Consider the following 24,487-nt stretch of genomic DNA (forward strand, 5'->3'; position numbering starts at 1 on the left):
CAGATCGACGAACCGGTCAATCGAGCGCAAAAGGTGGTCTTGCGGGACATGATCCTCCAGCGAGAACTCGTAAAACAGCGACGCTTGCGCTTCCTGTCTCGGTCCCATCATGGCTGATCCCTCCCTTTAGGAAGAATTGAATCAGCAACTTACCAACCGATCAAGCCCGAGTTTTTCAACAAAATAGGCTCAAAGCCGACATTCACCCGGCCCGCTACTCCAGCCCCTCTTCGCCCAGCAGGTGCCGACCTTGCCGGTCTTCGACCTCGATCACCCAGAGGTCGGGGTCAAAGCTGCGCTGGCGCTGGATGGCGTGATCCACGTCGCCCTCGGGGCCGGAGGAAAGTTCGACCCATGTGCGTTCGCCGCTCATCAGATCAAAGCTGCGCTGAAAGGCGGTGGCCTGCCCATCGAGCGTATTGAGCTTGACCAAAACCGCGCCCGCGGTGTCATCGCCATGGGCCACAACAAAGGCGGGGATTTCCTGAAACCTGAGCCGCGCCAGATAGGCGTGAACCCAGAAATCAGCGGTCAGGCGGGTCATGCGTTGCCGTCTTTGAAATCCAGACCCATTTCCGAATAGCGCTCGGATTCCTCAAGCCAGTTGGGCCGGACTTTCACTTGCAGGAACAGGTGGATCTTGCGGTCGAGGAACTCTTCCAGTTCCGCCCGCGCGGCCTGACTGACGGCCTTGATCGTCTCGCCCTTCTTGCCCAGAACGATGCCCTTGTGGCCGTCGCGCATGACATAGATGACCTGATCGATTCTGGCCGAGCCGTCCTTGCGTTCTTCCCAGGTCTCGGTCTCGACCGTCAGCTGATAGGGCAGTTCCTGATGCAGGCGCAGGGTCAGCTTCTCGCGCGTCATCTCAGCCGCGATCATGCGCAGGGGCAGATCGGCGATCTGATCTTCGGGGTAAAGCCACGGGCCTTCGGGCAATTCGCCCGCCAGCCATTTGCGCAGGTCGTCGACGCCGTGGCCTTTTTCGGCCGAGATCATGAAAGTTTCGGCAAAGGGGTAGCGCGCGTTCAGGTCGCTGGTCAGCGCCAGCAGTTTCTCGGACGGCACCTTGTCGATCTTGTTGATCGCCAGCGCGATGGTGCGGCCCTGCCCGATCTCGGCCAGCCCTTCGAGGATGCGTTCAACCCCTTCGGTGATGCCGCGATGCGCCTCGACCATCAGCACGACGATATCGGCATCGGCGGCCCCGCCCCAGGCGGCAGCGACCATGGCACGGTCCAGACGGCGACGCGGTTTGAACAGACCCGGCGTGTCCACAAAGACCAGTTGCGCATCGCCTTCCATCGCAACGCCCCGGATACGGGCGCGTGTGGTCTGCACCTTATGGGTCACGATCGAGACCTTTGCCCCGACCATGCGGTTCAGGAGGGTGGATTTGCCTGCGTTGGGCTCTCCGATCAGGGCGATAAATCCGGCGCGTGTGGTCATGTGTCTGGCAATCCTGTCTGCAACTGCGCCCCCCTATAGCAGAAAGGGGCGGCGGGCCAGAGGGATTTGTCGCATTGCGGCCCTGCGTTTGCGGTGGCAGGACAGGCGCAGGTGCCCAGCCAGTTCCAGCCCGGCCGCAAATCCTTTCAATGAGGTTGTCATGAAACGTCGCGAGTTTCTTCTTGGAAGCGGCGCCGCCGCAGGTGCGTTTGGGTTGGGCGGATGGTCGCTGGCGGCAGGTGATGCAGCACAGGAACTGGTGCTGCAACCCGCCAGTTACCGGCTGCGAGAACAGCTTACCGCGGGGATGGTCAGCCTCTCGCCCGATGCGCCGCCGCCGGTTCTGTATGGGCGACAGGGCGAGCCTATGCGGCTGAGTGTGCGCAACACCTTGCCGGATTATACCTCGATGCACTGGCACGGGCTGCGCATTCGCAACGAGATGGACGGGGTGCCTTACCTGACCCAGATGCCCATCGGCGAGGGTGAGCGTTTTACCTATGAGTTCACGCCACCGGATGCGGGGACCTACTGGTACCACCCCCATTGCATGACGATGGAGCAGATGGCGCGCGGGCTGACCGGCGTGATGGTGATTGCCGAGCCGGACGAGCCGGGGTTCGACAGCGAACAGGTGATCAATCTGCGGGATTTCCGTCTGGACGAGGATGACGCGTTCCTGCCTGCCTATACGGCGCGGGGTGCGGCGCGGGCGGGCACGTTTGGTACAGTGCAGACCGCCAACTGGCAGAGCGCGGCAGTTTATGAACACGCGGCGGGCAGTCTGGTGCGGCTGCGGGTGGTCAACACGGACACGACCCGCATCTACAAGCTGCATCCCGAGGGGGCCGAGACCCGGATCATCGCGTGGGACGGGCATCCGGTCGAGATCGACCTGCCGGTGCCAACGGCGGATGAACCGCTGTTGCTGGGCCCCGGTCAGCGGGTGGATTTTGCCGTCCGGATGCCCGAGGGCGAAGGGCAGACGGCGGACCTGATGGCCAAGTTTCCCGGCCAACCGCACCGCGCCATGGCGCGCATGCAGGCTACTGGCACATCAGCGGCGCGCGATCTGCGAGAGCTGCGCCCGCTGCGTGCAAATCCCGTTGCGCGCCCCGATCCGGATCGTGCGGAATTGCATGAGTTCGTCTTTGGCTGGACGCCGGAGGGCAGTGCCCCGAATGACGGGTTCTGCGGCACGCTGGGGTACAGTTTCTGGTCGATCAACCGCAAACCCTGGCCGGGTGATGCGGCGCAGGGCACCGGGCCGCTGGCGGTATTGGAACAGGGCAAAAGCTATGTCCTGCGGTTGCGCAACGAGTCGCCCAACCTGCATCCGATCCACCTGCACGGGCTGGCCTTCGTGCCGCTGCGATCCAACCTGCGCATCCTGCCACCACTGATGACGGACACGATGCTGCTGTTGAAGGATGAGGTGGCGGATATAGCGCTGGTGGCGGACAACCCCGGCGACTGGGCGTTTCATTGCCATGTGATCGAACATCAGAAAACCGGGCTGACCGGGTTCATCCGGGTGGTTTGAACGATGAAACCCGTCGGCCCGACACCGGACCGGCGGGTTGAACGGATCAGATCACGGGTGACGTCGCAGGATGGGGTTCAGCACGGCCACAAACACGATGCCGTACAAAACATGTCCGATCAGCGCGACCCATGTGATGCCGACAAAGTTCAGGAACGGCGGCAGACCGGCAAAGGTCGTGACACCTCCGATAGCAAATACCCACAGACCGAAACCATAGATTGCCGAGGCAACAAACATGTGGACCGGGCCCAGAACCTTGACCCAGATTGGCTGGAAAATAAGGAACCAGCCCAAAGGATAGGCAATCAGGCCGACAATGTAGAAATGCACGAAGAAGCCCAGAAAAGCGTTGCTGGGAAGGCCCAGACTGGACAGCAAACTCTGCGCCAGACCTTCGGGTGACAGGTTGGCCCAGCCGATGCCTGGGCTGACGACCTGCCCCCAGAAATCGAAGGCCATGGTTGCCACAAACCCGGCAATGAACAGAAAGCCGATATTGACGAGCGAGAGTTTTGCACGTTGCATTGGATTGCCTTTATCCGTTGTTTCCCAAGTGCTTTGACCTGTCGCAGTCAGACTGATGCCAAAGCAGTTAACACCCAGATACATATCTCGGGTCGTGGCGGCTATAGTCTTCAAGTTTGATTGAAACTTGTGACAGGCCGGGCGGCAGCACCGATCAGCGGACCCGATCCAGCAACGCCTTGGCGGCCGCCTGTTCGGCCTGGCGCTTGGAGCCTGCGGTGGCTTGTGCCTCGGTTCCGTCCTGAAGGCGGGCGGCGATTGTGAAGACGGGGGCGTGGTCGGGGCCGCTGCGTTTGACCTCGACATAGCTGGGTGGTTTCTGGCCGCGCGCCTGCGCCCATTCCTGAAGCGCGGTTTTGGCGTCGCGGGCGTCGGCCTCGACCTTGTAGATACGGTCGCCCCAGAGGGCGAGAATAACATCGCGGGCAGCTTCGAACCCGGCGTCGCGGTAGATGGCGGCAATCACCGCCTCCATCGCGTCGCCCAGCAGCGCCTGTTTGCGGCGCCCACCCGAGAGCATCTCGGACCGGCCCAGTTTCAGCACCGCGCCCAGATCGATCTGGCGGGCGACATCTGCGCAGGCCTCTTTGCGGACCAGAGCGTTGAACCGGGGCGCAAGCTGGCCTTCGGAGGCTTTCTTGTCGGCCTCAAGCAGCGCGGTGGCCATGACAAGACCCAGCACCCGGTCGCCCAGAAATTCAAGCCGCTGATTGTCGGGCCGGGTCGACGATGAGACCGAGCCGTGGGTCAGCGCACGCACCAGCAGCTCGGGGTTGGCAAATTCATACCCCAAACGCTGCTGGAAAGCCTTTATCTCGGCTGAGAGCTTCAATTGACCGCCTTGAAGAAGCGATCCCCACGCCAGGTCCAGAAGAACAGCATGGACCGCCCGGCAGACGAGAACATGATCCGGTCGGCGCGACCGATCAGGTTTTCGTAGGGCACATAGCCAACCCCGCCAGCGGATTGCGGCAGGCGGCTGTCAGCCGAGTTGTCGCGGTTGTCGCCCATGAAGAAATAATGGCCCTCGGGCACGGTATAGATGCCGGTATTGTCCGAGCCCTGATTGCCGATATTCAGCACGTCATAGGTGACGCCGTTGGGCAGGGTTTCGATCAGGCGCGACTTTTCACAGGCGCCGCCAACACCGACGGGGCCGTTTTCACAGCGTGGGCGCAGTCGTTGCGGGCCCTGTGGTTCGGCGATTTCGGTGAATATGCCGTCAGGCTGCTGCGGAACCGGTGTGCCGTTGAGGATGATCTGCCCTTCGCGGACCTGAATGCGGTCGCCCGGCAGGCCGATCAGGCGCTTGATATAGTCACGTCCGCTGACCGGGTGGCGGAAGACAATGACGTCGCCGCGCACGGGATCGCCGCCCCAGATGCGGCTTCCGTCGTCGCCCTGCATCCAGCCACAGAGATCTTCGGCGTCGATATTCAGGCCGACACTGGGGATGATCAGGCTGGGACATGAGGCGTAGGAATAGCCGTAGGCCATCTTGTTGACGAAGAGGAAATCGCCGATCAGCAGCGTCTGCTTCATCGAACCGGACGGAATCCAGAACGGTTGAAAGAAGAGGGTCCGGAACACGCCCGCGATCAGCAGGGCATAGACGATGGTCTTGATCGTTTCCCAGACGCCGCTTCCGGTTTTGGCTTCCTCGGCCATACTGCTCTCTCCAGTTCTCTGTGCTTGGCTTCGCTGCTACATGCGGGGGGGATGGGGTCAAGTCAAGGCTGTGTGACGTGATCTTGCAGGGGACGCGCCTCGATCACGACAAAGGCCTGTGCCCAGGGGTGGTCATCGGTCAAGGTGACGTGGATGATCGCCTCGTGACCTGCGGGGGTCAGTTCGTTCAGGCGTTCGGCGGCCCAGCCGGTGACATGCATCACCGGCTGCCCGGTGCGCAGGTTGGTGACGGCCATGTCTTTCCACGAAATGCCCATGCGCAGGCCGGTGCCGAGCGCCTTGGAACATGCCTCTTTCGCGGCCCAGCGTTTGGCATAAGTGCCTGCGGTATCCGCGCGGCGTTCGGCCTTGCGCTGTTCGGTGTCAGTAAAGACACGGTTGCGGAACCGGTCGCCGAACCGGTCGAGCGTACCCTGAATGCGGTCGATGTTTGCAAGGTCTGTACCGATGCCGAGGATCATATGGCTCTCATTTCTCTGGTCGGGCCAATCAACGGCAATTGATGACCACACGCAAGCGGTTGGTTGCCGTATTCCGTGATATACTTTACCGGAATGTTCAATTTTTTCGTTGGTGCGGGGGACGCAATGTCGAAAATTCCGTTCATGGCAATCGCGGTGGCTGGCATTGTCGCAAGCACCGTTTTCCCCGCTTTTGCACAGGATTGCGGAACCGAGGATACCCCCTGTCAGGTTGGAGAGGTGTCCTATCGGGTGGTTCTGCCGGATGCAGCGCCCGAGCCGCCAGCTGTTATCTATCTGCATGGCTATGGGGCAACGGCGAATTCAGCCGTAAATCTTTCCGGCCTCGCGGCGGCTTTTACCGACCGCGACATCGCCTTTATCGCGCCGAACGGTCAGGTCGACATTGGCAATCCCAAGGCGCTGGATTGGGGGGTGCATGATGGCTATCGCTGGCCGCGGGATGATCTGGCCGCGCTGGAGCAGATCAAGGAAGACGCCATTGCCCGTTTCGACCTGAACGCCGATCGCATTTTGCTGGCGGGGTATTCACGCGGCGGATCACTGGTTTGGGACAAGGCCTGCACGGATCATTCCTTTGCCTTTGCCTATGCCTCGGCATCAGGGGCCTTTTGGGAGCCGATGTGGCGACGGTGCAGCGGACCGGTTCACATGCATCATTCGCACGGATTTGCAGACCGGACCGTCCCGCTGGAGGGGCGTTTTGTGACCTTTGGGGACTATGATTTCGAACAGGGTAGCGTTTTGAAATCCATTGAAATTCTGACCAGAACCAATGGATGCGGGCAGATGGCGAACAGCGTTTCAACAGAAGGTGCAACCTGGCGAAAGAAGTGGACCGAGTGTCAGAACGGCTCTGTCACCCTGTCGCTGGGGCCACATGGTCACGGCAGGCAACCCGGTTGGGCAAATGCTGTTGCGGAATGGTTTCTGGAAATCTCGAGCGCGCCCTAGCGCCTCCACCGGCATTTGCCGAAATCAACTTGCCTGCTTTACGACAACCGCACCGTCAAAATCTTGTAACTCGCCAGGCCAAAAAACCCGGCAAAGGCGAAATCGAACCAGCGGCGGGCGCGGCGGTAGGTGCGGACCATGCGGGCGGATGAGAACAAAAACGCATAGCCGATGAAGATCAGCAGCGATCCTGCGTACAGCATGGCGAAATAGCCCAGCAGCATCGGCAGGTTGGCATCGCTTGGCGCGACGATGGCATAGATCGACCCCCAGCTGAGGATTGCCTTGGGGTTGGTCAGGTGGATCGCCGCGCCTTTGGCAAAAACCGTGGGCAGCGTGCCGGTGACCGGTTTACCCAGGGCGACCTCATCATCCGAGGTCATCGCGCGTTTCAGGGCCTTCAGCGCCAGCCAGCCCAGATAGGCCACGCCGACATAGCGGATCACCTCGAACAGCCAGACATTAGCCAGCATGACCGCCGACAAGCCCAGCGCCGCGGCAATGCCCCAGGCGGCCGATCCAGCGCAGATGCCAAGGGCAAAGGCCAGCCCGGCGGTGCGGCCTTCGGTCATGGCGGTTCCGGCAATGCCCATCGTGGCCGGGCCCGGAGATCCCCCGGCCATGAGCCAGGCGAACCAGATGGCGATAAAGCCGGAGGTGATCACGCGCGCGCCTCGTCCATCAGGCGGCGCATCTCCCGAATGGCGGGGGTGAGACCCAGGAAGATCGCCTCACCAATCAGGAAATGCCCGATGTTCAATTCCATGACCTCGGGGAAAGCGGCAACCGGCTTTACGGAGTCATAGGTAAGGCCATGGCCTGCATGGACCTCGAGCCCCAGCGAATGGGCAAAGGTGGACATCTGGCGCAGCGATTCAAGCTCGCGCGCGGCGGCGTCCATACGTCCTTCGGCATGGGCGTCGCAATAGGCACCGGTGTGCAGTTCGATCACCTCGGCACCGATGCGGTGCGCGGCCTCGATCTGACGCTGATCCGCGGCGATGAAGATCGACACGCGGCACCCGGCCTCGCGCAGGGGGGCGATGAAATGGGCCAGCTTGTTTTCCTCGCGCGCGACTTCGAGCCCGCCTTCGGTGGTGCGTTCCTCGCGCTTTTCGGGAACGATACAGACGGCGTGCGGTTTGTGGCGCAGGGCGATTTTCTGCATCTCTTCGGTGGCGGCCATTTCAAAGTTCAGAGGCACCGACAGAACCTCCATCAGCCCGTCGATATCGGCGTCCGAGATATGGCGGCGGTCTTCGCGCAGATGCGCGGTGATGCCGTCGGCGCCGGCCTCCTCTGCCAGCTTGGCGGCGCGCAGCGGGTCAGGATAGGCCCCGCCGCGCGCGTTGCGCACGGTGGCGACATGATCGATATTCACACCCAGACGCAGACGGCTTTCGGACATCATTTGGTTCCTTTTGCAGATTTTCGCCCCGACCTTAGCGATCTTGGCGCGGGACCGGCAGGTGTTTCTTCGGCCCGGCGTTTGATTTCTTCAAACTTTGCCTTGATCTTGGCGCGGCGGCGCAGCTGGTAGGTCAGGATCAGCGGCAGGCTGAGGTAGTAGCAGATGATGCCCGCCACGATGCCGGGAATGATGCCGCCAATCATGTAAGGATAGAAAACGTCGTGATAGAACTGCCCCAGCCCGTGCCAGTCGGCCACGCGGTCCGTGAACAGGGCAAGAAGATTGTCCTTGAGGTCACCGATGGCGTCGGCAAATTTGCCCATCAGCCCCTGCGTGTCGCCTTCTTCATATTCGGTGCCCAGCAGGAAATGCCCGGTTTGCAGGCAGATCACCCCAATCGGGACATAGGTCAGGGGATTGCCGAAGAACGTACCGCTGAGCGCGGCCAGAATATTACCCTTGATCAGCCGCGCACCAATTGCGGCGACCAGAAAGTGCAGCCCATAAAACGGCGTGAAGGATGCGAAAACGCCCGCCCCGATGCCACGGGCAATCCGGTCAGGGGAATCCGGCAGGCGGCGGACACGGTGTTTGACATAGTGGAAGGCGCGGGTCCATCCGCCACGCGGATAGACGAGTTCCGAAGCGACCTGAACAGGAGAGCGTCGGTCTCGGCGCTTGAATACCACCCGTGATCACCCCTTCTCAGCCAGCCGCGGTCGCGGTTTTGGTCCGGTCCCGATAACGCTCGACCGCTGCAACGTCGCTTTCAGCCTCAAGCATCAGCATCAGCGAATGCAACTGTTCAAGGTCGCGCAGTTCGACATTGATCAGCAGGCGGTAAAAATCCGGTTTGCGGTCCACAAATTCCAAGTTTGAGATATTGGCCTTTTTCTCGCCGATCAATGTGCAAATGCGCCCCAGAACCCCGGCATCGTTGCCGATGGTCAGATCCAGTGTCGCCCCATAGACGGCCGGGTGCGTGCCAGAATGCCAATGCAGATCGACCCAGCGTTCCGGTTCGCTTTCATATTGGCTGAGCTTGTCGCAGTCGATGGCGTGCACCACAACACCCTTGCCCCGGTAGGTGATGCCGACGATCCGTTCGCCCGGCAGCGGCTGGCAGCAGGGCGCGCGGTCGAATTTCTGGCCGGGCTCAAGACCGATCACCGCGCGCCGCAGCGGGATGGCATCGCCGTCATCCTGAGCCAGTTCTGGATAAACGGCCTGAACCACCTCATGAGCGGTCAGTTCGGCACTGCCCAGACGGGCCAGCAATTCATGCCGGTCTTTCAGGCGCAGGTGCTTGGCGGCGGTATCAAGCGCCTTGTCGGTGGCCTTGCGACCCACATGGTCAAAGCCCGAGCGCGCCAGTTCCTTGCCCAGCTTGATGAACCGTTCGCGATCCACCTCGCGCAGGGCGCGGCGGATGGCGGTACGGGCCTTGCCGGTGACGGCGATCTCAAGCCACGTGACCTGCGGTGTCTGCCCGTCAGCGGTGATGATATCCACGGACTGGCCGTTCTTCATCCGCGTCCAGAGCGGCACGCGAATGCCATCGACCTTGGCCCCCACACAGGCATGGCCGATCCGGGTGTGGATGGCATAGGCGAAATCGATCGGGGTCGCGCCCCGCGGCAGTTTCACCACGTCGCCCTTGGGGGTGAAGCAGAAGACCTGGTCCGAATACATCTCGAGCTTGACGGCTTCGAGGAAATCTTCGTGATCATCCTCGTTGTCGAATTGCTCGGTCAGGTTGGATATCCACTTCGCCGGGTCGACGGCAAAGGGGTTTTCCGTGCGCACCCCGTCCCGGTAGGACCAGTGCGCCGCAACGCCGGTTTCGGCCACATCGTGCATCTGGCGGGTGCGGATCTGAACCTCGACCCGTTTGCCGTCGCGCCCTGAAACCGTGGTATGGATTGAACGGTAGCCGTTCGATTTCGGCTGGCTGATATAGTCCTTGAACCGCCCCGGCACCGCGCGCCAGCGCTGATGGATGGCCCCAAGCGTGCGATAGCAGTCTTCTTCCGTCTGCGTGATGATGCGGAACCCGTAGATGTCCGAGAGGCGCGAGAAGCCCTGATCCTTTTCCTGCATCTTGCGCCAGATCGAATAGGGTTTCTTGGCGCGGCCAAAGACTTCGGCCTCAATGCCTGCCTTTTCCAGCTCGTGGCGCATGTCGCCGGTGATGCGGTGGATCACATCGCCGGTTTCGCGTTGCAGCGTGATAAAGCGACGGATGATCGACTGGCGGCCTTCGGGATTCAGGACGCGGAACGCGAGGTCTTCGAGCTCCTCGCGCATCCATTGCATCCCCATGCGGCCCGCAAGCGGCGCGTAGATATCCATCGTCTCGCGCGCTTTCTGAACCTGCTTTTCGGGCCGCATCGCCTTGATGGTGCGCATGTTGTGCAGACGGTCGGCCAGCTTGACCAGAATGACCCGCAGGTCCTTGGACATGGCCATGAACAGCTTGCGGAAATTCTCGGCCTGTTTGGTTTCGCGGCTGGACAGTTGCAGGTTGGTCAGCTTGGTGACGCCATCGACCAGTTTGGCGACCTCATCCCCGAACAGGTCGGACACCTTGCCGTAATTGGCCTTGGTGTCTTCGATCGTGTCATGCAGCAAAGCCGTAATGATCGTCGCATCATCCAGACGCTGTTCGGTCAGGATGGCGGCAACGGCAACAGGGTGGGTAAAGTAGGGTTCGCCAGAGTGGCGGAATTGCCCTGCGTGCATCTGCTGGCCAAACTCATAGGCCAGCGCGAGACGTTCAGCATTCGTCTTGGGATTGTAGTTGCGGACCAGCGCAATCAGATCGTCAGCAGAAATCATCCGGCCCGCACCTTCGTCTTTGGAGCTTACCCCTGCCCTTGAGCCTCCATCAGAGCGCGCAGGAGCTTTTCTTCGGACATGTCGTCCATCGCAGGCTTGTCCGACTCGGCACCCATCAGCAGCGCCATCTGATCTTCTTCCGGCTCATCAACCTCGATCTGGGTCTGGTTGGCCTCGATCAGGCGTTCGCGCAGGGCGTCCGCACCTTGGGTCTCGTCGGCGATTTCGCGCAAGGACACGACAGGGTTCTTGTCGTTGTCGCGGTCAACGGTAATCGCGGCACCGGCAGAAATCTCGCGCGCCCGATGGGCGGCCAGCATCACCAGTTCGAACCGGTTTGGAACCTTGTCTACGCAATCTTCAACCGTCACGCGGGCCATTGGGCGCTCTCCGTTTCTGAGTCCATGTCAGGAAGAGGTTTATCTAAGCGCGATTCCGCGCCTTGACAAGCAGGAAATGCTGCATTTGCAGGGATCACAGTGGCGTAACCGCTGCAACCTCGGATGGGGGCAGGTCGGCGACCATCTGGGAAACCGTGCGATCAAGCACAGGGTGGCGCCAGTCGGGCACAATATCCGCCATCGGCACAAGCACAAAAGCGCGGTCCTGAAGGCGCGGATGCGGCAGGATCAACTGTTCCGGTGCTTCTTGCCGCTGTGCCTCGGGCGGCAGAGTCAGCCAGCGGTCGAACAGGGCGCGGTCGGGCAGAATCTGATCGCCATAGCACACAAGATCCAGATCCAGCGTCCGCATTCCCCAGCGCTGCACCCGTTCACGACCGAACTGGTGTTCAACCTCGTGCAGTACGCGCAAAAGCTGGGCCGGGGATTTGTCGGTTTCGATCAGCACAGCCGCATTCACGTAGTCCGGACCAGCGCCAGCGGGGAAGCAGGGTGTCGCAAAAAACCGGCTGACAGAGCGAATCACTACGCCCTGTTGCGAAAGTGCGTCAATTGCGCGCTGTAGCGTTACAGCGGGCCCATTTCCTCTCAGATCGAGATTTGCGCCCAATGCCACAACCGCATTTGGCAAAGAATTGTACATATGCTACCCTATATTCGACACATTGCATACTTGCGATAACCGACAAAAGTTCTAATTATAAGCCCACCAGAGTGCGCCATATTATAACTCACACACCCACTCACTCACGTAACGCGGCGCAATCTGGATTATACCGGAAGGACCTATTTATGTTTTATAAGGACGAACGGCTAGCGCTGTTCATCGACGGCTCGAATCTTTATGCCGCGGCAAAAGCACTCGGTTTCGACATAGACTACAAACTTCTGCGGCAGGAATTCATGCGCCGTGGCAAGTTGCTTCGGGCTTTCTACTATACAGCGCTGCTTGAAAACGACGAGTATTCACCGATCCGCCCATTGGTTGACTGGCTGCATTACAACGGCTTCACCATGGTCACAAAACCGGCCAAGGAATACACCGACAGCATGGGGCGTCGGAAAGTCAAAGGAAACATGGATATCGAGCTGACTGTCGATGCCATGGAACTGGCACCGCGTGTGGATCATATCGTGCTGTTCTCGGGTGACGGGGATTTCCGCCCGCTGATCGCCAGCCTGCAACGTCAGGGCGTTCGCGTGTCGGTCGTGTCAACGATCCGCAGCCAGCCGCCGATGATTTCGGACGAGCTGCGCCGTCAGGCCGACAACTTCATCGAGCTGGAAGATCTGCGTGACGTGATCGGTCGCCCGCCGCGTGAAATGCCGACAGAGCATCGCAGCGTCGCGGTTGCAGGCGGCAGCTGATCCGGCACCACTGCCTGTTGATGGGAAAAATTCGCGCGGTCAGGACCGGGGTCCTGGCCGCGCTTCTTTAACTAAGGATTGGTGCTTAAACATCCTCTGACTAACAACGATTCGTGTCAGATGAATGACAATGTCCTGTCTGGACCAAGGCCGGGAAAAGACTTACCTGTGCCCTAAGGAGACAGCCGAATGACCAAGCCGCCACTGACACTTTACCTGGCCGCCCCGCGCGGGTTCTGCGCCGGTGTGGACCGCGCCATCAAGATCGTTGAAATGGCCCTGCAGAAATGGGGGCCGCCGGTCTATGTGCGCCACGAGATCGTGCATAACAAATTCGTGGTCGACGGGTTGCGGGCCAAAGGGGCTGTGTTTGTCGAAGAACTGCATGAATGCCCCGATGACCGCCCGGTGATCTTTTCCGCCCATGGTGTTCCGAAATCGGTACCCGCCGAAGCCGCGCAACGTGAGATGATCTATGTGGATGCCACCTGTCCCCTGGTGTCGAAGGTTCATGTCGAGGCGCAGCGCCATGCGGATGCGGGATTGCAGATGATCATGATCGGCCACAAGGGCCATCCCGAAACCGTTGGCACGATGGGACAGTTGCCAAAGGGTGATGTGCTGCTGGTCGAAACGGTCGAGGATGTGGCCACCGTGCAGGTGCGCGACCCCGACAAGCTGGCCTTTGTCACCCAGACCACCCTGTCAGTGGATGATACCAAGGACATCATCGCAGCCCTTCAGGACCGGTTCCCGGCCATTGTCGGGCCGCATAAGGAAGACATCTGTTATGCCACCACCAACCGGCAGGAGGCCGTGAAGGCCGTGGCCCCCATGGCCGATGCGCTGCTGGTTGTGGGAGCTCCGAACTCGTCAAACTCCCGCCGTCTGGTCGAGGTTGCCTCACGCGAGGGGTGCAAATACGCGCAGCTGGTCCAGCGTGCGACCGAGATCGACTGGCGCGCTTTGCAGGGCATCGAAAGCGTTGCGGTGACCGCAGGCGCATCGGCCCCGGAATTGCTGGTGAACGAGGTGATCGACGCCTTCCGCGACCATTACGATGTCACTGTCGAGCCGGTCGAGACCGCAACCGAAAACGTCGAGTTCAAAGTACCGCGCGTGTTGAGGCAACCGGCGTGACCGGCGTGCCGAAGGCGCCGCTTTATCTTGGGTTGGCGGGACTGGTCCCGTTTGTCTGGGGCGCGCTGACATATCTGAACGGCGATCTGAACGACTGGGGCACGCATACATTTGGCCCGCGCTTTGTCGGGCCTTATGTGCAGCTGTTCTATGGCTCGGTCATCCTGAGCTTTATGTCCGGTGTTCTGTGGGGGTTTGCCACCAAGACCTCGGGCAGCAAGGCGGCGCTGTGTTATGGGCTGTCGGTCCTGCCTGCGCTGTGGGCCTTTGCCATGACGGGCGGCGGGCCGGTCACTGCGGGCACCAATCTGATCTACGGGTTCACTGGCTTGCTGCTGCTGGACGCCCTGTTTTCATACTGGCGGCTGACGCCGGTCTGGTGGATGCAGCTGCGTATCCTGCTGACCGCGGTCGTTCTGGCCAGCCTAGCCGTCGGAGTGTACCTGTGAGCGACAAACGCACAATTGATGCCTATACGACCAGAGTAAACGAATATCTGGCCATTCCTTTACCAGCCGAACAGCTCAAGACCCGTCAGGAATTTGCCGATGCGGTCGGTGCGGGCGGTTATGTGCTGGATCTGGGGTCAGGACCCGGATCGGACAGCGGTTTCCTGATGCGTCAGGGGCTGAAGGTGCGGGCGCTGGATGCCACCCCCGCCTTTGTCGAACATGCCCGCCGGAACGGGGTGGACGCGCATCTGGGCACGTTCGACGACGTTACTGAAACCGCCGAATATGATGGCGTCTACGCCAGTTTTTCCCTGCTGCACGCGCCGCGTGCGGATTTTCCGCGTCACCTTAAAGCGATCCACACGGCCCTGAAGCCCGGAGGCCAGCTGTTTCTGGGCATGAAGCTGGGCACGGGCGAGCATCGTGACGATCTGGACCGCTATTACACCTATTACTCGGAAGCCGAAATCCGAGAGGCGCTGACCCAGGCCGGGTTCACGGTTGACCGCGCGGTCGAAGGAATGGGCAAGGGTCTGGCCGGGTCGTACGACGGGTTTATTCTGGTGTTCGCCCATGCCTGAGTTGTTTGCCTATACAGATGGCGCCTGTTCCGGCAATCCCGGCCCCGGAGGCTGGGGCGTGCTGCTGCGCGCGAAGAACGGGGACAGGGTTCTGAAAGAGCGGGAACTGAACGGGGGCGAGGCCGAGACGACCAACAACCGGATGGAGTTGCTGGCTGCCATCAGCGCGCTTGAGACGCTGGAGCGCCCGTCGAAGATCACCATTGTCACCGACAGCGCCTATGTGAAGAACGGCGTCACCGGCTGGATATTCGGCTGGAAGCGGAATGGCTGGAAAACCTCGAACAAGAAGCCGGTCAAGAATGTCGATCTGTGGCAGCGTCTGGACGAGGCGCAGGAACGACATGATGTGACATGGGAATGGGTCAAGGGCCATGCGGGCCATCCCGAAAACGAAAAGGCCGATGAACTGGCCCGCGCAGGCATGGCGCCCTTCAAGCCGAAAAAGGCGCAGGCGTGAGCGCGCTGACGCTGCTGGATTATGCCTCGGTTCTGATCTTTGCGCTGACCGGGGCGCTGGTGGCCAGCCGGGCGCAGCTGGATCTGGTGGGTTTTGCCTTCATGGCCTGCTTGACCGCAGTTGGCGGCGGCACGGTACGCGACCTGTTGCTGGACCGGCACCCGATCTTCTGGGTCGGCCAGCCAGATTACATCCTGATCGCCGTCGCGGCGGCGGTGTTTGTGTTCTTTACCGCGCATCTGGTGGAAAGCCGCTATAACTGGCTGGTCTGGCTGGACAGTTTCGCGCTGTCAGTCGCCGTTGCGGCCGGAACCGGAGCCGCGTTGTCACTGGATCAGCCCGGTATCATCGTCGTGCTGATGGGAGTGACGACCGGGTGTCTGGGCGGGCTGATGCGCGACGTGGTCTGCAACGAGGTGCCGCTGGTGCTGAAACAGGGCGAACTTTACGTCTCGTGCGCATTTGTTGGGGCGTTGACGGCGGTACTTGCGGTCAGGCTGGGGCTGGAGCCCGCCTTTGTGCTGGGTCTGTGCGCCCTTGTGTGCTGGGCCTTGCGGGCCGGGTCGCTGGTGTTTGGATGGCAGTTGCCCGTCTACAAAAGCCGCCCGCCCCGAAACTGAACCTGTCGGTGGACGCGACCGGGGCGGGCTGATAGCTGTTTGGAACGCGCAGCCCGGAGGCCAAATGCCGTTCAGACTTACATCGATTGCGGTCTCACTGGCTTTGCTGGCCTCATGCGGCGCATATTATGCACCCGTCCGCTTTGTTGCTGAGGGTGACCGGATCATCGCCTCGGGCACGATTGACGAAACAACGCTGTCCGCTTTCGAAGACGTCACCGCCGAAAACCCCAAAGCGCGCACGCTGGTGCTGCAATATATCGAGGGGTCGGTGGATGACGACGCCAATGTCATCTTCAGCCGAGAGGTGCGCAAGGCCGGGTTCGATACCGTTGTGCCATCGGACGGTCTGGTTGCCAGCGGCGGCACAGATCTGTTTCTGGCCGGACATCGCCGCGTTTTGCAACCGGGGGCCTGTGTCGGTGTTCACAGCTGGGCCGGATCGGGGCTGGTGGCCACGGAGTTGCCCAAAGATGACCCGGAACATGACCGCTATCTGGATTATTTCAGGGACATTGGTGTGGATGAGGCGTTTTACTGGTACACGCTGTATGCGGCCCCAGCCGACAGCATCCACTGGATGACCGCCGCCGAGGCGAACCGGTTCGATATGACGACGAAAGCCGCCCCGGCGCTTGGTTCAGCGCTGGAGTGCGACGAGCGCTGATCTGCTGCACTATCTTGTCGAGTGAAGGTTTCCAGGACGGAATGCGCGGCCAAGGAATATGCTAGCGGCGCAGGTAGGTCTGCCAGATCCAGATCACCAGCAATGCGCCCAGAACCGCGCCCACAAAGCCCGACATCCAGCCCATGACGGTTATCAGAAACCGCAGAACGAACCCTCCGATCAGGGCCCCGAAAACACCGATCAGCATGGTGGTTGGAATGTCCGCCTCGATCCGCATCAGGCGGGTGGCGAGGAACCCCGCGGCAGCGCCGATGATGATCAGGGCGACGACGGGCATGTCATTTTCGCCAATGGGTCGGCACGATGATCAGCGCGCCGATAGACGAGATCACCGCATCCAAACCCGGAGGGCCAAAGCTGATACCGAACATGATGCGGATGAAGTAGAACAGGAACGCCCCGCCCACGCAGATGATGATCGACTGAAGATAGCCGTTATGGGTGAACCCGGTCTGTTCGGACAGATATCCGACGATCCCGGCAATCACGACGGTCCCCATCATCACCATGAACATCGGGCTTCTCCTAGGTCAGGCGGGTGCCGGTGGGAATGGGCCAGCCCCGCAGGAAGGTTTCCCTATCCTGCGCGCCTTTACCCGCCCGTTGCAAGCGCAGCAGTTCGACCGCGCCCCGACCGCAGGCCACGTGCAGGTCGTCGTTCAGAACCTCACCCGCTGCGCCCTGCCCGTCTGCCAGCCGCGATGCCAGCAGCTTGATGCGTTCGCCATTCATTTCGGTCCACGCGCCGGGAAAGGGTGACAGCCCGCGAATTTGCCTGTCGACCTCAACCGCCGGGCGCGTCCAGTCGATGCGGGCCTCGGACTTGTCGATCTTGGCGGCATAGGTCACGCCATCCTCGGGCTGCGGTTCCGGTGTGAGATCCGGCAGCTTGGCCAGAGCCTCGACGATCAGCGCGGCCCCCATGGCCGAGAGCCGGTCATGCAGATGCGCGGTGGTTTCTTCAACCTCAATCGCGGTTGCCTGTCGCAGCAGGACCGGGCCGGTGTCCAGACCGGCCTCCATCTGCATGATGCAGATCCCGGTTTCGGCATCGCCGGACATGATCGCCCGGTGGATCGGGGCGGCACCGCGCCAGCGCGGCAGCAGGCTGGCGTGGATGTTCAGGCAGCCGTGTCGCGGCGCGTCCAGAATGGGTTGCGGCAGGATCAGGCCATAAGCGACGACGACGGCGATATCGGCGTTCAGCGCGGCAAACGCGGTCTGTTCGTCAGCAGATTTCAGAGAGGTTGGGTGGCGGACGGGCAGGCCCAGCGCCTCGGCCCGGGCGTGAACCGGTGTCGGGCGGTCTTTCTTGCCACGTCCGGCGGGGCGCGGGGGCTGGCAGTAGACGGCGGCGATGTCGTGCCCGGCCCTGACGAGTGCGTCCAGCACCGGGACCGAAAAATCGGGGGTTCCCATGAAGATGATGCGCATCGTTGGCTCCGGCGGTTGGGACAGGTGCCGGGCTGAAACCCGGCCTACGGTTTTCAGGTTTGTTTGCGGGCCTTGCGCAGCAGCATGTCACGTTTGACCTTGCTGAGCCGGTCGAAATACATCCGTCCGTTCAGGTGGTCGATCTGGTGCTGCACGCTGGTCGCATCGATCCCGACGAAATCGCGGCGGTCCAGCATGCCATGTTCGTTCAGGAACTTCACGGTCACCGCGCGCGGGCGTTTGATTGTGGCCGAGACGCCGGGCAGGTTCGGGCTGGCCTCTTCATGTTCGCGCAGCTCGATCGAGCTGTGCAGGATTTCCGGGTTTGCCAGACGCACGGCCCGGCCCCGTTCGGCAGAGCCGTCAACAACGGCAAGCCGCAGCATCACCCCGATCTGTGGCGCGGCAAGACCGACGCCGGGCATCGCCTCCATCGTGTCGATCATGTCGTCCCAGATGGCGCGGACCTCATCGGTGATCTCGGGCACCTCATCCGCCTTGGTGCACAGGCGCTTGTCAGGCCATGGCAGGCAGGTACGAACGGTCATGCACGGGCCCGTTCGCGTTTGAGCTTTTGCATCTTGCGGGTGATCATCTGCCGTTTCAGCGGCTTGAGATAGTCGATGAACAGCTTGCCGTCCAAGTGATCGATCTCGTGCTGAACGCAGGTGGCCCAGAGCCCGTCAAAGGTTTCCTGTTGCAAGTTTCCGTCGCGGTCCATCCATGTCACATCGACCACTTTGGGGCGCGTCACCTCGGCGTATTGATCAGGGATCGACAGGCAGCCTTCCTCGTAGACATTGGTTTCTTCCGAGGCCGCGATGACCTGCGGGTTGAACATGATCAGCGGGCGCGGCGCCTCGCCTTCTTCCTTAATGCAATCCAGCACGATCAAGCGATCCAGCACGCCGATCTGTGGCGCGGCGAGGCCAACACCCGGGGCGTCATACATCGTTTCCAGCATATCATCGGCCAGTGCGCGCAGGTCGTCCGTGAGGTCGGCCACGGGGGCGCAGACCTTCTTGAGACGGGGGTCGGGATAGATCAGGATGTTACGTTTCATGAGGCTGATTTAGGGCATCGTGCCCCGCGCCGCAACGCCCCCCTTGCACCTGCCTGAATTGCGGTTAGCTTTCGACCATCAGAATGGAGCTGACATGACTTTCAACGACCAGATCGACCGCCGGGGCACCAACAGTACCAAATGGGACAAGATGGAGATGCTGTACGGCGTCTCGCCCGAGGACGGGCTGGCCATGTGGACGGCCGATTCCGATTACCCGACGGCCCCTTGCGTGATCGACGCAGTACGCAAGGCCGCAGATCACGGCGTGTTCGGGTATTCCTGGGCGCACCCGGAGTATCTGGCCTCGGTCCAGTGGTGGATGAAAACCCGCCACGACTGGGAAATTGACACGGACTGGGTTCTGACGTCTCAGGGTCTGGGCAATGCTATTGCCCTGTCGCTGGATGTCTGGACCGAGCCTGGCGATCGCATCGTGACCTTCACCCCTGTCTACCATGAGTTTGCCCATAAGGTGAACAAGGCGGGCCGCCGGGTTGTGGAATGCCCGCTGGTGCGCGACGGCGACAGCTATGGGCTTGATCTGGAGGATGCGCAGTCGCGGCTGGACGGGTCCGAGAAGATGTTGCTGTGGTGTTCGCCGCAGAACCCGTCGGGCCGGGTCTGGACGCCAGAGGAACTGCGCGCCGTGGCCGCATTTGCCGAGCGCAACGGGCTGATCCTTGTGTCAGACGAGATTCACCACGATCTGGTCTATCCCGGTGCCAAGTTTGTGCCGATGGATGTGGCGGCCCCGGATGCGCGGCCTTGGACGGTGACGCTGACAGCGGCATCGAAGACCTTTAACATCGCCGGGCAGCACACCGGCAACATGATCATTCCCAACCCCAAACTGCGCGAGGCGATGAAGCATCGGCTGACAACGCTGGATTATGGCCCCAGCGCGTTGGGTGTGGCGATGATCACCGCCGCCTACAGCCCGGCCGGCGCGGAATGGGCAGATGCCCAGATCGCGCATCTGGAGGAAAACCGGCGTCTGTTCGACCAGACCATCGCCGAGATTCCGGGCCTTTGGTCGATGCCTTTGCAGGCGACCTATCTGGCCTGGGTCGACTTTTCCGGCACCGGCATGGATCACACCGAGTTTGTCCGCCGCCTGCGCGAGGATGCGCGGATTGCAACCTCGTCCGGGCCCGGCTTTGGCACTGGCGGAGAAACGTTTGAACGGTTCAACCTGGCCACACAACGGGCGCGGGTCGAGGAAGCCTGCGTGCGGCTGAAGCGGGCCTTTGGCGACCTGCAATAAGCCAAGCGGTGGCTGGTTTGACTGGCCTCACGATGGACCGCGCCTGCTGTCCGGGCGCGGACCCGAATGGTGAATTCCAAATCGATGGCCAGCCCTACGGCATGGTGGGCGTCACCCTGACCGAACCCGGGACGATAAAGATCCGAGCCTAGTCTTCGTAGCCCAGCAGTGCGATGGGCGCATCCGGGGCGCGGTAGAAATCCAGCGGTGCCTTGTCATGGGCGGCGGTGCTGCGCTTGAATTCGTATCGCATCTCTCCGCCTTCATCCTGATCGGCAATGATCAGGCATTGATACATAAGATTGGCCCCGTCATAGATATCGACCAACCCGCGCAGGCGCGGTGTCGTTTCCGCCTCAACCGTGAAACCATCTTTCCACAATTTGAGAATTTTATAGGTATTGTCGCCCATTTGGACACGAAGGCGACTGGCCTTTTTCAATGTGGCGATTCGGGCCGCATCCAACTCGGCGCGTATTTCCTTTGAAACATAAGTACTCATTAAATCATTCCCCCGCTAATGACCTCTATTGTGCGGGAACTGTTGTAAAAATCCAGTGAACGCGTTCACGGAACTGGCTGTGCCTGCGGTTTGTTGCACAGAAATCCCAGCATTGGCTGTGCGCGCATGCAGGTCTTGTGCGCGGGCAAATGCATAGGAACGGGCGGGGCTTGGACCTATCTTTGACCAAACGCCTGTGCGGAGGATGAGATATGGGCCTGCTGGTCGACGGAAAATGGCAAGACACCTGGTATGACACCAAATCCACCGGTGGCGCATTCAAACGCAGCGCGGCGCAGTTTCGCAACTGGCTGACCGCCGATGGCCGCGCGGGACCGTCGGGCAAAGGCGGGTTCCGGGCCGAAGCCGGGCGGTATCACCTGTATGTCAGCCACGCCTGCCCCTGGGCGCATCGCACCCTGATCTTTCGCGCGTTGAAAGGGCTGAGCGATCTGATCCCGGTTTCGGTCGTGCATCCCGACATGCTGGATCAGGGCTGGACCTTTGAGGTGGATGATCACGGTGCCACGGGTGACGTTCTTTACGGGCTGAGCCATGCACATCAGATCTATACCAAGGCGGATCCGTCCTATTCCGGTCGCGTCACGGTTCCGATCCTGTGGGACAAGGTGCAGGAGACCATCGTTTCGAACGAAAGTTCGGAAATCATCCGCATGTTCAATTCGGCCTTCAACGATATCACTGGCAATACGGACGATTACTGGCCCGAGGCGATGCGGGACGAGATCGAAGAGGTCAACGCGCGCATCTATTCAGACGTCAACAACGGCGTCTACAAGTCGGGCTTTGCCACCACGCAGGACGCCTATGACGCTGCCGTACACCCATTGTTCGACACGCTGGACTGGCTGGAGGAGCGTCTGGCCCGGAACCGTTACCTGATGGGGGATCGGATAACCGAAGCCGATTGGCGGTTGTTCACAACCCTGATCCGCTTCGACCCGGTCTATCACCTGCATTTCAAGTGCAACCGGCGGCGCCTGGTCGATTACCCGAACCTATGGGCCTATACGCGTGAGCTGTATCAATGGCCCGGTGTCGCCGAGACCGTGAACATGGCCCACATTGTGCGCCACTATCACTACAGCCATGACAGCATCAATCCGCACCGGATCATTCCGGTGAACCCGGTGCTGGATTACATGGAGCCGCATGGACGCGGTCAGCGCCCCGCAGCGTAATGTTCGACCATCGCCGCCAGATCCTCTGGCGGCGTTTCGCTTTGAACATAGGCACAGGCATTGGGACTGTGCGCAAAAATCGACCCGTCGGAAAAGAAGGTGGTGTTGGTGACAAAAATCACCCGCGCCTCGGGGCGGCGATAGCTGGCAAAATCTGCCACAGCCAATGCGCTTCCGGTTTCCAGAACCAGATCCAGCACGATGATATCAAAATCCGTGCCATAGAGCGCCAGAATGGCGGCCTCCTGAGCGTCAACCAGCGTGACTTCGGCGTCTTGCCGCTCCAGATGTCTTTTCCAGACCCGACCAAGGTCGGGGTTACTCTCAACAATCAGAACTTTCATTTGCAACAACCTCGGCACTTGGTATGGTGAGTGGTGCCGACCCCCGTGGTCCGTGATCTCGTTATTTCCTTAACAAAGTGTTAACAGCAGCCGCACGCTTGCGTGTTCGGGCGGATTTGCTTGTGTAAATGGCAAAAATCCGCTTGAAGCACCCCGAAACCGGTCAATCCCCGCAGAGAGAGCAGATGAGTACACTTGATCACGGCTTGGACCCCCGCGCAGTTCGCGACCACGGCGGGGGGCTGGACAGGGCGATTGTCAGGTATGGTGGAACGCGCGCAGATTGGATCGATCTGTCGACCGGAATCAATCCGCATCCTTACGCAGTCGCGGGTCTGACCGCCGGAGATTGGGCCGAATTGCCGGATCACGGTGCCTTTGAACGGCTGAGTGATGCGGCCCGCAGGTTCTGGAACGTGCCGCAGGGGGCTGAGATCCTGCCGGCACCCGGTGCATCGGCTGTCATCTCTCGCATTCCGGCGCTAGCCGCGCCAGGGCGTGTCCAGATCACACCGCCCACCTATAACGAACACGCCGCCGCCTTTTCGGCGCAGGGGTGGCGTGTTCAGCCTGAGGGCGCGGCTGACGCCCGCGTGATCGTGCATCCAAATAACCCGGACGGACGTATCTGGCAGGAAAGCGACGTCTCGGCCCCGCTGACCGTGATCGACGAGAGCTTTTGCGATGTCACGCCAGAGGTATCGTTGATCCATCTGGCGGAACGTCCCGGCGTGATCGTGCTGAAGAGCTTTGGCAAGTTCTGGGGGCTGGCCGGGATGCGGCTTGGGTTTGCCATCGGGCGGCCTGAACTGATCAACCGCCTGAACGACCTGACCGGACCCTGGTCAGTGTCCGGCCCGGCCCTGCGGGTTGGGACACAGGCCCTGTCGGACGATGACTGGGCCGATGCCACACGCGCGCGACTGGCGGATGAGGCGGCCCGGCTGGATGCGCTGATGCTGACCAGCGGCGCGGATATCGTCGGTGGTACCAGCCTGTTTCGTCTGTATCGGGTCGATGACGCCTTGGGCTGGCAGGACCGGCTGGCCCGCGCCCATATCTGGAGTCGTATCTTTCCCTATTCAGCAACCTTTCTGCGTCTGGGTCTGCCGCCAGAAAAGGGCTGGGACAGGTTGGAGGCCGCGCTGTGAGCCCTGCCCTGATGCTGGTCTGCGCCCTGTGTCTGGACGCGGCACTGGGAGAGCCCGATTGGCTCTGGTCCCGCGTCAAACACCCGGCGGTAATGATCGGCAACCTGATCGGCTGGCTGGACAAACGCCTGAACCACGGGCGCGGTCGGCGACTGAAAGGGGTGGCGGTGGTTGCCCTTCTGATCTGCGGCGCATGGGGTCTTGGATGGGGTCTGTCGCAGCTGGGGCCGGTCGTTGAAATTCTTGGCTGCGCAATCCTGTTGGCGCAAAAGTCGCTGGTTGCCCATGTCCGCGCGGTTGGTGACGGGTTGCAAACCTCGCTGGAAGACGGACGGGCGCAGGTGGCTATGATCGTTTCGCGCGACACGCAGGATATGACCGAAGCACAGGTGGCGCGTTCCGCCATCGAAAGTGCGGCAGAAAACCTGAGCGACGGGGTCATTGCCCCCGCATTCTGGTTTCTGGTCGCGGGGCTTCCGGGGTTGCTGGTGTACAAGGCGGTGAACACCGCCGACAGTATGATCGGCTATCGCACCGAAACGCACCGTGATTTTGGTTGGGCCGCGGCCCGGTTCGACGACCTGCTGAACCTGATCCCTGCCCGCCTGACCTGCGTGATGATCGTGGCGCTTTCCGGCCAATGGTCTCGCTGGTCTGAGATGGTGCGGGATGCGCAACGCCATATCTCACCCAACGCTGGCTGGCCCGAGGCCGCCATGGCCCGCGCCCTGAATGTCGCGCTGGCTGGCCCGCGCAGCTATGACGGGCAGGTGCGCGACCTAGCCTGGGTCAATGGCGACGCCCCGCGCGAGATCGGTGCATCAGAAGTTTTTCGCGCATGTGACATGCTCTGGCGGGTTTGGGGGCTTGCGCTTGGGCTCGTGTCAGTGTGGGTTGGGGCCAAACTGATATTCTGACGG

34 protein-coding genes are annotated in these 24,487 nt (G+C 61.2%); 14 read left to right on the forward strand and 20 right to left on the reverse strand.

The window, feature by feature from the left end:
• Positions 1 to 214: 214 nt before the first annotated feature.
• The 3 genes from AC2FLZ_RS01745 to AC2FLZ_RS01755 are packed head-to-tail and all read right to left on the reverse strand — an operon-like array spanning position 215 to position 1,611.
• Entirely contained in the window at positions 215 to 544 is a 330-nt protein-coding gene (locus AC2FLZ_RS01745) for a DUF1491 family protein (protein WP_209598772.1), read from the reverse strand.
• Positions 541 to 1,449 carry a GTPase Era gene (gene era / locus AC2FLZ_RS01750; RefSeq protein ID WP_209506233.1) on the reverse strand — a complete coding sequence of 303 codons (909 nt, stop codon included), beginning with the start codon at positions 1,447 to 1,449 and terminating at the stop codon, positions 541 to 543. Before era ends, AC2FLZ_RS01745 begins: the two co-directional genes overlap by 4 nt.
• A gap of 33 nt (positions 1,450 to 1,482) precedes the next feature.
• Entirely contained in the window at positions 1,483 to 1,611 is a 129-nt protein-coding gene (locus AC2FLZ_RS01755; RefSeq protein WP_480494628.1) for a hypothetical protein, read from the reverse strand.
• Between AC2FLZ_RS01755 and AC2FLZ_RS01760 the strand changes: the two genes are divergently transcribed.
• Positions 1,610 to 2,992: a multicopper oxidase family protein gene (locus AC2FLZ_RS01760; protein WP_496881648.1), complete on the forward strand. Its 1,383-nt coding sequence runs from the start codon at positions 1,610 to 1,612 to the stop codon at positions 2,990 to 2,992. The two genes, AC2FLZ_RS01755 and AC2FLZ_RS01760, sit on opposite strands and share 2 nt — an antisense overlap.
• Positions 2,993 to 3,043: 51 nt before the next feature.
• Here AC2FLZ_RS01760 and AC2FLZ_RS01765 read toward each other — a convergent pair whose 3' ends face one another.
• The 4 genes from AC2FLZ_RS01765 to acpS form a co-directional block, all read right to left on the reverse strand.
• On the reverse strand, positions 3,044 to 3,520 hold the full coding sequence (locus AC2FLZ_RS01765; protein WP_480623497.1) for a hypothetical protein: 477 nt from the start codon (positions 3,518 to 3,520) through the stop codon (positions 3,044 to 3,046).
• 154 nt (positions 3,521 to 3,674) lie between these two features.
• Positions 3,675 to 4,352, reverse strand: coding sequence for a ribonuclease III (gene rnc / locus AC2FLZ_RS01770; RefSeq protein WP_496881649.1), 678 nt, complete (start codon positions 4,350 to 4,352; stop codon positions 3,675 to 3,677).
• A complete protein-coding gene (gene lepB / locus AC2FLZ_RS01775; protein WP_480473873.1) occupies positions 4,349 to 5,188 on the reverse strand; it encodes a signal peptidase I in 840 nt (279 codons plus the stop codon). Before lepB ends, rnc begins: the two co-directional genes overlap by 4 nt.
• 62 nt (positions 5,189 to 5,250) lie before the next feature.
• Positions 5,251 to 5,670, reverse strand: coding sequence for a holo-ACP synthase (gene acpS / locus AC2FLZ_RS01780; RefSeq protein ID WP_209506227.1), 420 nt, complete (start codon positions 5,668 to 5,670; stop codon positions 5,251 to 5,253).
• A gap of 126 nt (positions 5,671 to 5,796) precedes the next feature.
• Here acpS and AC2FLZ_RS01785 point away from each other — a divergent pair, with 126 nt between their 5' ends.
• The gene (locus AC2FLZ_RS01785) at positions 5,797 to 6,645 is read left to right on the forward strand and encodes a CE1 family esterase (RefSeq protein WP_496881650.1); all 849 of its coding nucleotides are present in this window, start codon (positions 5,797 to 5,799) and stop codon (positions 6,643 to 6,645) included.
• A 38-nt stretch (positions 6,646 to 6,683) separates the two neighbouring features.
• On the opposite strand, the gene AC2FLZ_RS01790 is transcribed toward AC2FLZ_RS01785, so the two are convergent.
• The 6 genes from AC2FLZ_RS01790 to folK all read right to left on the reverse strand — a co-directional run bounded on the left by AC2FLZ_RS01790 (position 6,684) and on the right by folK (position 11,938).
• Positions 6,684 to 7,310 carry a LysE family translocator gene (locus AC2FLZ_RS01790; protein ID WP_480519473.1) on the reverse strand — a complete coding sequence of 209 codons (627 nt, stop codon included), beginning with the start codon at positions 7,308 to 7,310 and terminating at the stop codon, positions 6,684 to 6,686.
• Positions 7,307 to 8,053: a pyridoxine 5'-phosphate synthase gene (locus AC2FLZ_RS01795; RefSeq protein ID WP_480483761.1), complete on the reverse strand. Its 747-nt coding sequence runs from the start codon at positions 8,051 to 8,053 to the stop codon at positions 7,307 to 7,309. Before AC2FLZ_RS01795 ends, AC2FLZ_RS01790 begins: the two co-directional genes overlap by 4 nt.
• Positions 8,053 to 8,745 carry a DUF2062 domain-containing protein gene (locus AC2FLZ_RS01800; protein ID WP_480494639.1) on the reverse strand — a complete coding sequence of 231 codons (693 nt, stop codon included), beginning with the start codon at positions 8,743 to 8,745 and terminating at the stop codon, positions 8,053 to 8,055. Before AC2FLZ_RS01800 ends, AC2FLZ_RS01795 begins: the two co-directional genes overlap by 1 nt.
• Before the next feature lie 16 nt (positions 8,746 to 8,761).
• Positions 8,762 to 10,894 carry a RelA/SpoT family protein gene (locus AC2FLZ_RS01805; protein ID WP_480473878.1) on the reverse strand — a complete coding sequence of 711 codons (2,133 nt, stop codon included), beginning with the start codon at positions 10,892 to 10,894 and terminating at the stop codon, positions 8,762 to 8,764.
• A 26-nt stretch (positions 10,895 to 10,920) separates the two neighbouring features.
• Positions 10,921 to 11,274: a DNA-directed RNA polymerase subunit omega gene (gene rpoZ / locus AC2FLZ_RS01810; protein ID WP_209506215.1), complete on the reverse strand. Its 354-nt coding sequence runs from the start codon at positions 11,272 to 11,274 to the stop codon at positions 10,921 to 10,923.
• Between the two features lie 94 nt (positions 11,275 to 11,368).
• A complete protein-coding gene (gene folK, locus AC2FLZ_RS01815) occupies positions 11,369 to 11,938 on the reverse strand; it encodes a 2-amino-4-hydroxy-6-hydroxymethyldihydropteridine diphosphokinase (RefSeq protein ID WP_480519471.1) in 570 nt (189 codons plus the stop codon).
• A gap of 149 nt (positions 11,939 to 12,087) precedes the next feature.
• Between folK and AC2FLZ_RS01820 the strand changes: the two genes are divergently transcribed.
• The 7 genes from AC2FLZ_RS01820 to AC2FLZ_RS01850 all read left to right on the forward strand — a co-directional run bounded on the left by AC2FLZ_RS01820 (position 12,088) and on the right by AC2FLZ_RS01850 (position 16,583).
• Positions 12,088 to 12,663 (forward strand): LabA-like NYN domain-containing protein, encoded by a 576-nt coding sequence (locus tag AC2FLZ_RS01820; RefSeq protein ID WP_267364074.1) that lies wholly within the window; start codon positions 12,088 to 12,090, stop codon positions 12,661 to 12,663.
• 189 nt (positions 12,664 to 12,852) lie between these two features.
• Positions 12,853 to 13,803, forward strand: a complete 951-nt coding sequence (gene ispH, locus AC2FLZ_RS01825) for a 4-hydroxy-3-methylbut-2-enyl diphosphate reductase (RefSeq protein ID WP_496881651.1) — start codon at positions 12,853 to 12,855, stop codon at positions 13,801 to 13,803.
• The gene (locus AC2FLZ_RS01830) at positions 13,800 to 14,252 is read left to right on the forward strand and encodes a DUF3429 domain-containing protein (protein WP_480774152.1); all 453 of its coding nucleotides are present in this window, start codon (positions 13,800 to 13,802) and stop codon (positions 14,250 to 14,252) included. The genes ispH and AC2FLZ_RS01830 overlap by 4 nt, the downstream gene beginning before the upstream one ends.
• A complete protein-coding gene (locus tag AC2FLZ_RS01835) occupies positions 14,249 to 14,836 on the forward strand; it encodes a class I SAM-dependent methyltransferase (protein WP_496881652.1) in 588 nt (195 codons plus the stop codon). The genes AC2FLZ_RS01830 and AC2FLZ_RS01835 overlap by 4 nt, the downstream gene beginning before the upstream one ends.
• Entirely contained in the window at positions 14,829 to 15,296 is a 468-nt protein-coding gene (gene rnhA / locus AC2FLZ_RS01840) for a ribonuclease HI (RefSeq protein WP_480519465.1), read from the forward strand. The genes AC2FLZ_RS01835 and rnhA overlap by 8 nt, the downstream gene beginning before the upstream one ends.
• A complete protein-coding gene (locus AC2FLZ_RS01845) occupies positions 15,293 to 15,916 on the forward strand; it encodes a trimeric intracellular cation channel family protein (RefSeq protein ID WP_267364069.1) in 624 nt (207 codons plus the stop codon). The genes rnhA and AC2FLZ_RS01845 overlap by 4 nt, the downstream gene beginning before the upstream one ends.
• Positions 15,917 to 15,980: 64 nt before the next feature.
• The gene (locus AC2FLZ_RS01850; protein ID WP_480519463.1) at positions 15,981 to 16,583 is read left to right on the forward strand and encodes a COG3904 family protein; all 603 of its coding nucleotides are present in this window, start codon (positions 15,981 to 15,983) and stop codon (positions 16,581 to 16,583) included.
• A 61-nt stretch (positions 16,584 to 16,644) separates the two neighbouring features.
• On the opposite strand, the gene AC2FLZ_RS01855 is transcribed toward AC2FLZ_RS01850, so the two are convergent.
• From AC2FLZ_RS01855 to def (AC2FLZ_RS01875), 5 genes are read right to left on the reverse strand one after another with little or no spacing between them, the layout of a single operon-like run.
• Entirely contained in the window at positions 16,645 to 16,881 is a 237-nt protein-coding gene (locus tag AC2FLZ_RS01855) for a GlsB/YeaQ/YmgE family stress response membrane protein (protein ID WP_480473887.1), read from the reverse strand.
• A 1-nt stretch (position 16,882) separates the two neighbouring features.
• Entirely contained in the window at positions 16,883 to 17,119 is a 237-nt protein-coding gene (locus tag AC2FLZ_RS01860) for a hypothetical protein (protein ID WP_267364066.1), read from the reverse strand.
• Between the two features lie 10 nt (positions 17,120 to 17,129).
• Complete coding sequence (gene fmt, locus AC2FLZ_RS01865) at positions 17,130 to 18,038, reverse strand: methionyl-tRNA formyltransferase (RefSeq protein ID WP_496808216.1); 909 nt, start codon at positions 18,036 to 18,038, stop codon at positions 17,130 to 17,132.
• A 53-nt stretch (positions 18,039 to 18,091) separates the two neighbouring features.
• Positions 18,092 to 18,586 (reverse strand): peptide deformylase, encoded by a 495-nt coding sequence (gene def / locus AC2FLZ_RS01870; RefSeq protein ID WP_496808215.1) that lies wholly within the window; start codon positions 18,584 to 18,586, stop codon positions 18,092 to 18,094.
• On the reverse strand, positions 18,583 to 19,101 hold the full coding sequence (gene def / locus AC2FLZ_RS01875) for a peptide deformylase (protein ID WP_480494658.1): 519 nt from the start codon (positions 19,099 to 19,101) through the stop codon (positions 18,583 to 18,585). Before def (AC2FLZ_RS01875) ends, def (AC2FLZ_RS01870) begins: the two co-directional genes overlap by 4 nt.
• Positions 19,102 to 19,195: 94 nt before the next feature.
• Between def (AC2FLZ_RS01875) and AC2FLZ_RS01880 the strand changes: the two genes are divergently transcribed.
• Together AC2FLZ_RS01880 and AC2FLZ_RS01885 are read left to right on the forward strand one after the other, a co-directional pair.
• The gene (locus AC2FLZ_RS01880; RefSeq protein WP_496881653.1) at positions 19,196 to 20,368 is read left to right on the forward strand and encodes a MalY/PatB family protein; all 1,173 of its coding nucleotides are present in this window, start codon (positions 19,196 to 19,198) and stop codon (positions 20,366 to 20,368) included.
• An 8-nt stretch (positions 20,369 to 20,376) separates the two neighbouring features.
• Positions 20,377 to 20,520 carry a hypothetical protein gene (locus AC2FLZ_RS01885; RefSeq protein WP_496822002.1) on the forward strand — a complete coding sequence of 48 codons (144 nt, stop codon included), beginning with the start codon at positions 20,377 to 20,379 and terminating at the stop codon, positions 20,518 to 20,520.
• Here AC2FLZ_RS01885 and AC2FLZ_RS01890 read toward each other — a convergent pair.
• The gene (locus tag AC2FLZ_RS01890; RefSeq protein WP_480494662.1) at positions 20,517 to 20,870 is read right to left on the reverse strand and encodes a hypothetical protein; all 354 of its coding nucleotides are present in this window, start codon (positions 20,868 to 20,870) and stop codon (positions 20,517 to 20,519) included. The two genes, AC2FLZ_RS01885 and AC2FLZ_RS01890, sit on opposite strands and share 4 nt — an antisense overlap.
• Positions 20,871 to 21,082: 212 nt before the next feature.
• On the opposite strand from AC2FLZ_RS01890, the gene AC2FLZ_RS01895 reads away from it, so the two are divergent.
• Positions 21,083 to 22,072, forward strand: a complete 990-nt coding sequence (locus tag AC2FLZ_RS01895; RefSeq protein ID WP_496822004.1) for a glutathione S-transferase family protein — start codon at positions 21,083 to 21,085, stop codon at positions 22,070 to 22,072.
• Here AC2FLZ_RS01895 and AC2FLZ_RS01900 read toward each other — a convergent pair.
• A complete protein-coding gene (locus AC2FLZ_RS01900) occupies positions 22,054 to 22,416 on the reverse strand; it encodes a response regulator transcription factor (protein ID WP_209506176.1) in 363 nt (120 codons plus the stop codon). The genes AC2FLZ_RS01895 and AC2FLZ_RS01900 overlap by 19 nt on opposite strands.
• A gap of 185 nt (positions 22,417 to 22,601) precedes the next feature.
• Here AC2FLZ_RS01900 and cobD point away from each other — a divergent pair, with 185 nt between their 5' ends.
• Both cobD and cbiB read left to right on the forward strand, forming a co-directional pair.
• Positions 22,602 to 23,567 carry a threonine-phosphate decarboxylase CobD gene (gene cobD / locus AC2FLZ_RS01905; protein ID WP_496881654.1) on the forward strand — a complete coding sequence of 322 codons (966 nt, stop codon included), beginning with the start codon at positions 22,602 to 22,604 and terminating at the stop codon, positions 23,565 to 23,567.
• Complete coding sequence (cbiB, locus tag AC2FLZ_RS01910; protein ID WP_480494667.1) at positions 23,564 to 24,484, forward strand: adenosylcobinamide-phosphate synthase CbiB; 921 nt, start codon at positions 23,564 to 23,566, stop codon at positions 24,482 to 24,484. The genes cobD and cbiB overlap by 4 nt, the downstream gene beginning before the upstream one ends.
• Positions 24,485 to 24,487: the final 3 nt, after the last annotated feature.

The sequence above is a fragment of the Ruegeria sp. YKSF131 genome (genome assembly GCF_059612645.1).

Excerpts from the sequence above, each read along its gene's own strand:
- AC2FLZ_RS01745 (WP_209598772.1), bottom strand. The coding sequence starts at position 544 with ATGACCCGCCTGACCGCTGATTTCTGGGTTCACGCCTATCTGGCGCGG.
- era (WP_209506233.1), bottom strand. The coding sequence starts at position 1,449 with ATGACCACACGCGCCGGATTTATCGCCCTGATCGGAGAGCCCAACGCA.
- AC2FLZ_RS01760 (WP_496881648.1), top strand. The coding sequence starts at position 1,610 with ATGAAACGTCGCGAGTTTCTTCTTGGAAGCGGCGCCGCCGCAGGTGCG.
- AC2FLZ_RS01755 (WP_480494628.1), bottom strand. The coding sequence starts at position 1,611 with ATGACAACCTCATTGAAAGGATTTGCGGCCGGGCTGGAACTGGCTGGG.
- AC2FLZ_RS01765 (WP_480623497.1), bottom strand. The coding sequence starts at position 3,520 with ATGCAACGTGCAAAACTCTCGCTCGTCAATATCGGCTTTCTGTTCATT.
- lepB (WP_480473873.1), bottom strand. The coding sequence starts at position 5,188 with ATGGCCGAGGAAGCCAAAACCGGAAGCGGCGTCTGGGAAACGATCAAG.
- acpS (WP_209506227.1), bottom strand. The coding sequence starts at position 5,670 with ATGATCCTCGGCATCGGTACAGACCTTGCAAACATCGACCGCATTCAG.
- AC2FLZ_RS01785 (WP_496881650.1), top strand. The coding sequence starts at position 5,797 with ATGTCGAAAATTCCGTTCATGGCAATCGCGGTGGCTGGCATTGTCGCA.
- AC2FLZ_RS01795 (WP_480483761.1), bottom strand. The coding sequence starts at position 8,053 with ATGTCCGAAAGCCGTCTGCGTCTGGGTGTGAATATCGATCATGTCGCC.
- AC2FLZ_RS01805 (WP_480473878.1), bottom strand. The coding sequence starts at position 10,894 with ATGATTTCTGCTGACGATCTGATTGCGCTGGTCCGCAACTACAATCCC.
- rpoZ (WP_209506215.1), bottom strand. The coding sequence starts at position 11,274 with ATGGCCCGCGTGACGGTTGAAGATTGCGTAGACAAGGTTCCAAACCGG.
- folK (WP_480519471.1), bottom strand. The coding sequence starts at position 11,938 with ATGTACAATTCTTTGCCAAATGCGGTTGTGGCATTGGGCGCAAATCTC.
- AC2FLZ_RS01820 (WP_267364074.1), top strand. The coding sequence starts at position 12,088 with ATGTTTTATAAGGACGAACGGCTAGCGCTGTTCATCGACGGCTCGAAT.
- ispH (WP_496881651.1), top strand. The coding sequence starts at position 12,853 with ATGACCAAGCCGCCACTGACACTTTACCTGGCCGCCCCGCGCGGGTTC.
- rnhA (WP_480519465.1), top strand. The coding sequence starts at position 14,829 with ATGCCTGAGTTGTTTGCCTATACAGATGGCGCCTGTTCCGGCAATCCC.
- AC2FLZ_RS01850 (WP_480519463.1), top strand. The coding sequence starts at position 15,981 with ATGCCGTTCAGACTTACATCGATTGCGGTCTCACTGGCTTTGCTGGCC.
- AC2FLZ_RS01855 (WP_480473887.1), bottom strand. The coding sequence starts at position 16,881 with ATGCCCGTCGTCGCCCTGATCATCATCGGCGCTGCCGCGGGGTTCCTC.
- AC2FLZ_RS01860 (WP_267364066.1), bottom strand. The coding sequence starts at position 17,119 with ATGTTCATGGTGATGATGGGGACCGTCGTGATTGCCGGGATCGTCGGA.
- fmt (WP_496808216.1), bottom strand. The coding sequence starts at position 18,038 with ATGCGCATCATCTTCATGGGAACCCCCGATTTTTCGGTCCCGGTGCTG.
- def (WP_496808215.1), bottom strand. The coding sequence starts at position 18,586 with ATGACCGTTCGTACCTGCCTGCCATGGCCTGACAAGCGCCTGTGCACC.
- def (WP_480494658.1), bottom strand. The coding sequence starts at position 19,101 with ATGAAACGTAACATCCTGATCTATCCCGACCCCCGTCTCAAGAAGGTC.
- AC2FLZ_RS01880 (WP_496881653.1), top strand. The coding sequence starts at position 19,196 with ATGACTTTCAACGACCAGATCGACCGCCGGGGCACCAACAGTACCAAA.
- AC2FLZ_RS01890 (WP_480494662.1), bottom strand. The coding sequence starts at position 20,870 with ATGAGTACTTATGTTTCAAAGGAAATACGCGCCGAGTTGGATGCGGCC.
- AC2FLZ_RS01895 (WP_496822004.1), top strand. The coding sequence starts at position 21,083 with ATGGGCCTGCTGGTCGACGGAAAATGGCAAGACACCTGGTATGACACC.
- AC2FLZ_RS01900 (WP_209506176.1), bottom strand. The coding sequence starts at position 22,416 with ATGAAAGTTCTGATTGTTGAGAGTAACCCCGACCTTGGTCGGGTCTGG.
- cobD (WP_496881654.1), top strand. The coding sequence starts at position 22,602 with ATGAGTACACTTGATCACGGCTTGGACCCCCGCGCAGTTCGCGACCAC.